Here is a 5,437-nt window from a genome sequence, read left to right as displayed (position 1 = left end):
GGGAAACGGGGCGCGCGGCTGGGGGAGCCGGACCGCGGTCTCAGGCGCCGCGGAGCCGCTCGAGGGCGCCGATCACCACGTCCCGGTCGGTGGTCTGCCAGAACGGTGGCAGAGAGGCCCGGAGATAGCCGCCGTAGCGAGCGGTCGCCAACCGGGAGTCGAGGACCGCCACGACGCCCCGGTCGTCGGTACGGCGCAGGAGCCTCCCGACCCCCTGGGCGAGGAGTAGCGCGGCGTGGTTGCCGGCGACGGCGAGGAAGCCGTTGCCACCGCGGGCCCCGACCGCGCGCTGACGCGCCGAGAGCAGGGGGTCGTCCGGCCGCGGGAAGGGGATGCGATCGATCACCACGAGCGAGAGCGACCGCCCGGGAACGTCGACGCCCTGCCACAACGAGAGGGTGCCCACCAGCGTGGTCTCCTCGTCCGCCGCGAACTGCGCCACCAGGTTGGCGGTCGAGTCCTCGCCCTGGCACAGCACCGGGGTGTCGAGTCGTTCGCGCAGCAGTTCCGCCGCGGCCTTGGCCCCGCGCATCGAGGAGAAGAGCCCGAGGGTGCGTCCGCCGGCAGCGGTGACGAGGTCGACCAGCTCGTCACCCGCCTCGGGGGAGGCGCCCTCCCGGCCCGGCGCCGGGAGATGCGAGGCCACGTAGAGGATGCCGTTGCGGCGGTAGTCGAAGGGCGACCCGGCGTCCAGCCCGGTCCAGCGGAGACTGCCGGCGTCGTCGTCCGAGGGTGGTTCCAGGGCGACGGCGGTCGCGGGGTCGGGGCGGGAGGACGATGCCGGCGGCAACCCCCAGGTGGCCGCCAGGCCGTCGAACCTCCCGCCGGTCGTGAGCGTGGCCGAGGTGAGGATCACGGTGGATTCGGCGAACAACCGCGCCCGGAGCAGCCCGGCCACGGACAGCGGGGCGACGCGCAGGATCCGGCCGCGGCGGTCCTCCTCGCTCATCCACACGATCTCCAGACGCTCGGTCACCGGGCGCTCGTACGAGGACAGCATTCGGTCGGCCGCATCGGCGACCTCGTCGAGTGCCGCGAGGGTCTTCTGCCGGTCGGAGGCGCCCTGGGGATCGTTCGCGACCTCTCCGGGCTTGGGGCCGGGAACGGCGCTCCGGCAGTTCTCGGCGGTGTGCCGGACCGCGGCCAGCGCGAGGTCGGCGCCCTCGGGCAGGAGGTCCCACCGCCCCTCGGGACACAGCTCGAGCAGACTCGCCAGACCCTCGCCCGCCGCCACCATGCGATCGGCGGTCTGCTGATCCACGAGCTTGGCCGCGCGGCGGGCCGCCTGGATCACGGCGGCACCGGTGAGCTCCGCCGTCGTCACGCCGGTCACCCGGTCGGAGAGCTCGTGGGCCTCGTCGATCACCACCGCGTCGTGCTCGGGGAGGATGGAGACGTCGGTCATGGCGTCGATCGCGAGCAGGGCGTGGTTGGTCACCACCACGTCCGCCCGACCCGCCTCCTGCCGTGCCCGTTCGGCGAAACACTCGGAGAACTCGGGGCACAACTGCCCGAGGCACTCGCGGCTGGTCACCGACACCTGGCGCCACGCCGCGTCGGACACCCCGCGGGGCAGGTCGTCGCGGTCGCCGGTCTCGGTGTCCTGCGCCCAGTCGTGCAGCCGGGCGATCTCCTGGCCGAGTCGCGACCCGGGCCCGGAGTCGCGCGGGGAGGTCTCGCGTGGGGTGCGGGCAGCGGTGGATTCGCCACCGATCGGGAGGTCGAACAGCTCCTCCGACACCACCTCGTCGGGATCGGCCTCGTCGACCGGGCCTGACGAGACGCGGTGCAGGCACAGGTAGTTCCCGCGGCCCTTGAGGATCGCGTGTGAGGGCGTCATGCCGAGCTGCGGCTTGAGAGCGGCGGCCAGCCGGGGGAGGTCGCGGTCCACCAGCTGGTTCTGCAACGCGATCGTGGCGGTGGAGACCACCACCGTCCCCCCGGTCGTCACGGCGTGCCGCAGTGACGGCACCAGGTAGGCCAGCGATTTGCCGGTGCCCGTGCCGGCCTGGACCGCGAGGTGCTCGCCGGTGGACAGGGCGTTGCCCACCGCCTCGGCCATACGGACCTGGCCCGCGCGCTCGCTGCCGCCCAGGCTCTCGACCGCGGTGGCGAGCAGGTCGGAGACGGTCGGGAGCGAGTCGGTCACCCGGTCACCCTATCGGCTGCGTCGGAGGCGGGCGGATCAGCGCCGGGGTCCGGGCGGCACCACCCGCACGGGGACCGCCGGCTCGCCCTCGCTCAGGGCCAGACCCTCCCACGGCAGGGTCACCATCGCGGACTCGTGGAGCGCCCGCGACTCGGCCAGGGTCGGCAGGTCGGCCGCGGTGTCGCCGTCGCGCATGAGGGGGACCATCAGGTCCCGCTGCTCCAGACCCGGGTCGGCCGGCAGGGAACCCGCCCACGGCAGGAGCACCTCCTCGACCGCGGTGCCCGAACGCCGGTGCAGCCGGACCGCGCGCTTGGCACCCGGCAGGGACTCCTTGTGTGCGGACCGCTTGGCCACCGGTATGCCGTCCACCTCGACGAGCTTGTAGACCATCCCGGCGGTGGGGGCGCCGGAGCCGGTCACCAGCCGGGTTCCCACCCCGTACGCGTCGACGGGTTCGGCCCGCAGGGCCGCGATCGCGTACTCGTCGAGATCTCCGGAGACCACGATCCGGGTCCGGTGGGCGCCCAGGGAGTCCAGCTGGACACGGACCTGGCGGGCGAGCATCCCGAGGTCGCCCGAGTCGATCCGGACGCCCCCCAGCCCGGGCCCGGCCACCTCGATCGCCGTGGCCACGCCGCGGGTGATGTCGTACGTGTCCACCAGCAGGGTGGTGTCCACACCGAGGGTGGCCACCTGGGATCGGAAGGCGGACGCCTCGTCCGGGCCGTCCGGTCCGGTGTGCAGCAGGGTGAACGCGTGCGCGGACGTGCCGGCGGAGGGGACCCCGTGCCGCCGGGTCGCCTCGACGTTGGAGGTGGACGCGAACCCCGTGAGGTACGCCGCGCGGGCCGCCGCCACCGCGGCCTCCTCGTGGGTGCGGCGCGACCCCATCTCGATGATCGGTCGGCCGTCCGCCGCCGCGGTCATGCGCGCGGCGGCGGAGGCGATCGCGCTGTCGTGGTTGAGCACGGACAGGACCAGGGTCTCGAGCAGCACGCACTCGGCGAACCCGCCCCGGATGCTCAGCACCGGGGATCCCGGGAAGAACAGTTCCCCCTCGGGGTACCCGTCGATGTGGCCGGTGAACCGGAAATCCCGCAACCACCCGAGGGTCCGCTCGTCGAGGGAGTCGGCCACCACCGCGAGCTCCTCCTCGCCGAAGCGGAAGTCCCGGAGCCGCTCCAGGAGTCGGCCCGTGCCGCCGACGACGCCGTACCGGCGACCCGCCGGGAGCCGTCGGGCGAACACCTCGAACACACAGGGGCGGTCGGCGGTCCCGTCGGCCAGTGCGGCCCGGATCATCGTGAGCTCGTACTTGTCCGTGAGCAGTGCGCTGGACGGACGGCCCGGCGGGTGAGGGGCGCGCGTCGGCGCGGTCGCGGTCACCCGGCTGACTCTACGGCGTGGCCGACCCGGCGGTAATCCGTATCCTTGGCCGTATGCACACCGTGACCACACAGATCGCGGACGACCGGAGCGTCGTCCCCGTGATGGCGATGCCGTCGGCCGCGCCCGTGGAAGCCACGGACACCGAGCTCGACGCCGGGGTGGACAGTCCCTGGCTCACCGTGGTGTGGGACGACCCGGTCAACCTGATGAGCTACGTGACCTTCGTGTTCCAGCGGGTCTTCGGCTACAGCAGGGAGAAGGCGCACGAGCTCATGCTCAAGGTCCACAACGACGGCCGCGCGGTGGTCTCGTCCGGGAGCCGGGACAAGGTGGAGAACGACGTCCGGAAGCTGCAGGAGGCCGGACTGTGGGCCACCATGCAGCGGGAGGTCTGAGCCCGTGAAGGCCTGGCAGCGCAAGTCCTCCCTCACCGGCCCCCGGGTCAAGGCGGTCATGGAGGGTCACGAGGTGCAGATCCTCCACGCCCTGGTGTCCAACATCGTCGACATGCTCGAGCAGCGGCGCGACTCCGCGCCGAGGGACGAGTTGGCAGAGATCACCGGGATGCGCAGCGGCCACTCCGAGCTCCCCGTCGAGGCCCCGCTCGCCCGCCTGCTCCCCGACTTCCACCGGCCCGAGCCGGGTGGGGGATCCGACGCGGACGCCGCCGCGGTCGCCCGCGCACACAACTCGGGCATGCGCATGATCCACGAGCCGGAGATCATCGACGTCAAGCTCGCCGCGGCGTCGACGGTCCTCAGGTCCCTCCCGGCGCGTGGGGGGACGGTCTCGCTCAGCCCCGAGCAGGCACAGGCCTGGATGGGGTGTCTCAACGACGTCAGGCTCGGCCTGGGCGCGTTGCTGCTCGAGGCCGGGGCGGTGGACGGCGTCCCGGCCACCGACATCCCCGAGTTCGTCGCGGAGGACGACCCGAGGTCGGCGCACCTGGACGTCTACCACTGGTTGACCTTCATGCAGGACTCCCTGTGCACCGCTCTGACCGGGAAGTGAGGAGAACACGGTGAATCCAGATCCACGCACGTTCCGGGCGGGGGGCGTCCAGACCGCCCGGCCCGTCCCTCAGGGGCCACGCCGCTGGCCGGCACTGATCCTGCTCTTCGCCTTCGTCGCACTGATGTGGGTGGTCGAGGCGGCCGACCAGGTCATCCAGGCCACCATCGGGCCCCCGCAGGGGCTCGACGGCTACGGGGTGCGTCCGCTCTCGACCGACGGGCTCCCCGGCATCATCTTCCAACCCTTCCTCCACGGGGACTGGGCGCACCTGATCGGCAACTCGATCGCCCTGCTCGTCCTGGGATCGATCATCGCGATGTCCGGGATCCGGCCCCTGATCAGCGTCACGCTCATCTCGTGGCTGGCCTCGGGTGTCGTGTCGTGGGTCCTGGGCGGCACCGGGACCGTCCACATCGGGGCGTCCGGCATCGTGTTCGGCTACATCTTCTACGTGATCGTCCGGGGTCTGTTCTCCCGCCGGTTCCTGCACCTGGTCGTCGGTCTGGTCATCGGCTTCTACTACGGGTTCGAGGCGCTCGCGGGACTGTCCCCGATGCTGGACGGCGTGTCCTGGCAGGGTCACCTCGGCGGGGCCATCGGCGGGGTCCTCTCGGCGTACGGACTCAAACGCGACCGGACGCCACAGGCGGTCACCGCCGGGCAGCGGCGGAACGCCGGCTCGCCGAGGTGACGTCTCCCGATCCACTGGCCCCGGTCGGGGTGTTCGACTCGGGGGCGGGTGGACTCACCGTGGCCCGGGCGATCATGGACCAGCTCCCCGACGAGTCGCTGATCTACGTGGGGGACACGGCCAACGGTCCGTACGGGCCGCTGCCCCTGGCCCGGGTCCGCGAGCACGCCCTGGCGGTCGCGGACTCCCTC

At 72.6% G+C, this 5,437-nt stretch carries 5 protein-coding genes and 1 pseudogene; 4 read left to right on the top strand and 2 right to left on the bottom strand.

Translation table 11 applies throughout. The features are described from left to right. Positions 1-40 precede the first annotated feature (40 nt). Together G6028_RS02870 and G6028_RS02865 are read right to left on the bottom strand one after the other, a co-directional pair. Positions 41-2,149, bottom strand: coding sequence for an ATP-dependent DNA helicase (locus tag G6028_RS02870; protein ID WP_182657987.1), 2,109 nt, complete (start codon positions 2,147-2,149; stop codon positions 41-43). Positions 2,150-2,185: 36 nt separating this feature from the next. Then, entirely contained in the window at positions 2,186-3,538 is a 1,353-nt protein-coding gene (locus tag G6028_RS02865; protein WP_182657986.1) for a nicotinate phosphoribosyltransferase, read from the bottom strand. A gap of 104 nt (positions 3,539-3,642) precedes the next feature. Here G6028_RS02865 and clpS point away from each other — a divergent pair, with 104 nt between their 5' ends. The 4 genes and pseudogenes from clpS to G6028_RS02845 all read left to right on the top strand — a co-directional run. Further along, positions 3,643-3,936, top strand: coding sequence for an ATP-dependent Clp protease adapter ClpS (clpS, locus tag G6028_RS02860; protein WP_370650897.1), 294 nt, complete (start codon positions 3,643-3,645; stop codon positions 3,934-3,936). 4 nt (positions 3,937-3,940) lie between these two features. After that, positions 3,941-4,552, top strand: a complete 612-nt coding sequence (locus tag G6028_RS02855; RefSeq protein WP_179524843.1) for a DUF2017 domain-containing protein — start codon at positions 3,941-3,943, stop codon at positions 4,550-4,552. Between the two features lie 10 nt (positions 4,553-4,562). Continuing rightward, positions 4,563-5,246, top strand: coding sequence for a rhomboid family intramembrane serine protease (locus G6028_RS02850; RefSeq protein WP_179524844.1), 684 nt, complete (start codon positions 4,563-4,565; stop codon positions 5,244-5,246). Further along, a pseudogene (locus G6028_RS02845) lies at positions 5,243-5,437 on the top strand (glutamate racemase); the annotation flags it as partial. The gene G6028_RS02850 and the pseudogene G6028_RS02845, both read left to right, overlap by 4 nt.

Source organism: Dietzia cercidiphylli, assembly GCF_014145145.1.
GTDB lineage: Bacteria > Actinomycetota > Actinomycetes > Mycobacteriales > Mycobacteriaceae > Dietzia > Dietzia natronolimnaea.
Note: the sequence above shows the minus strand (reverse complement) of the source record. Positions and strands in the feature narration are given on the sequence as shown.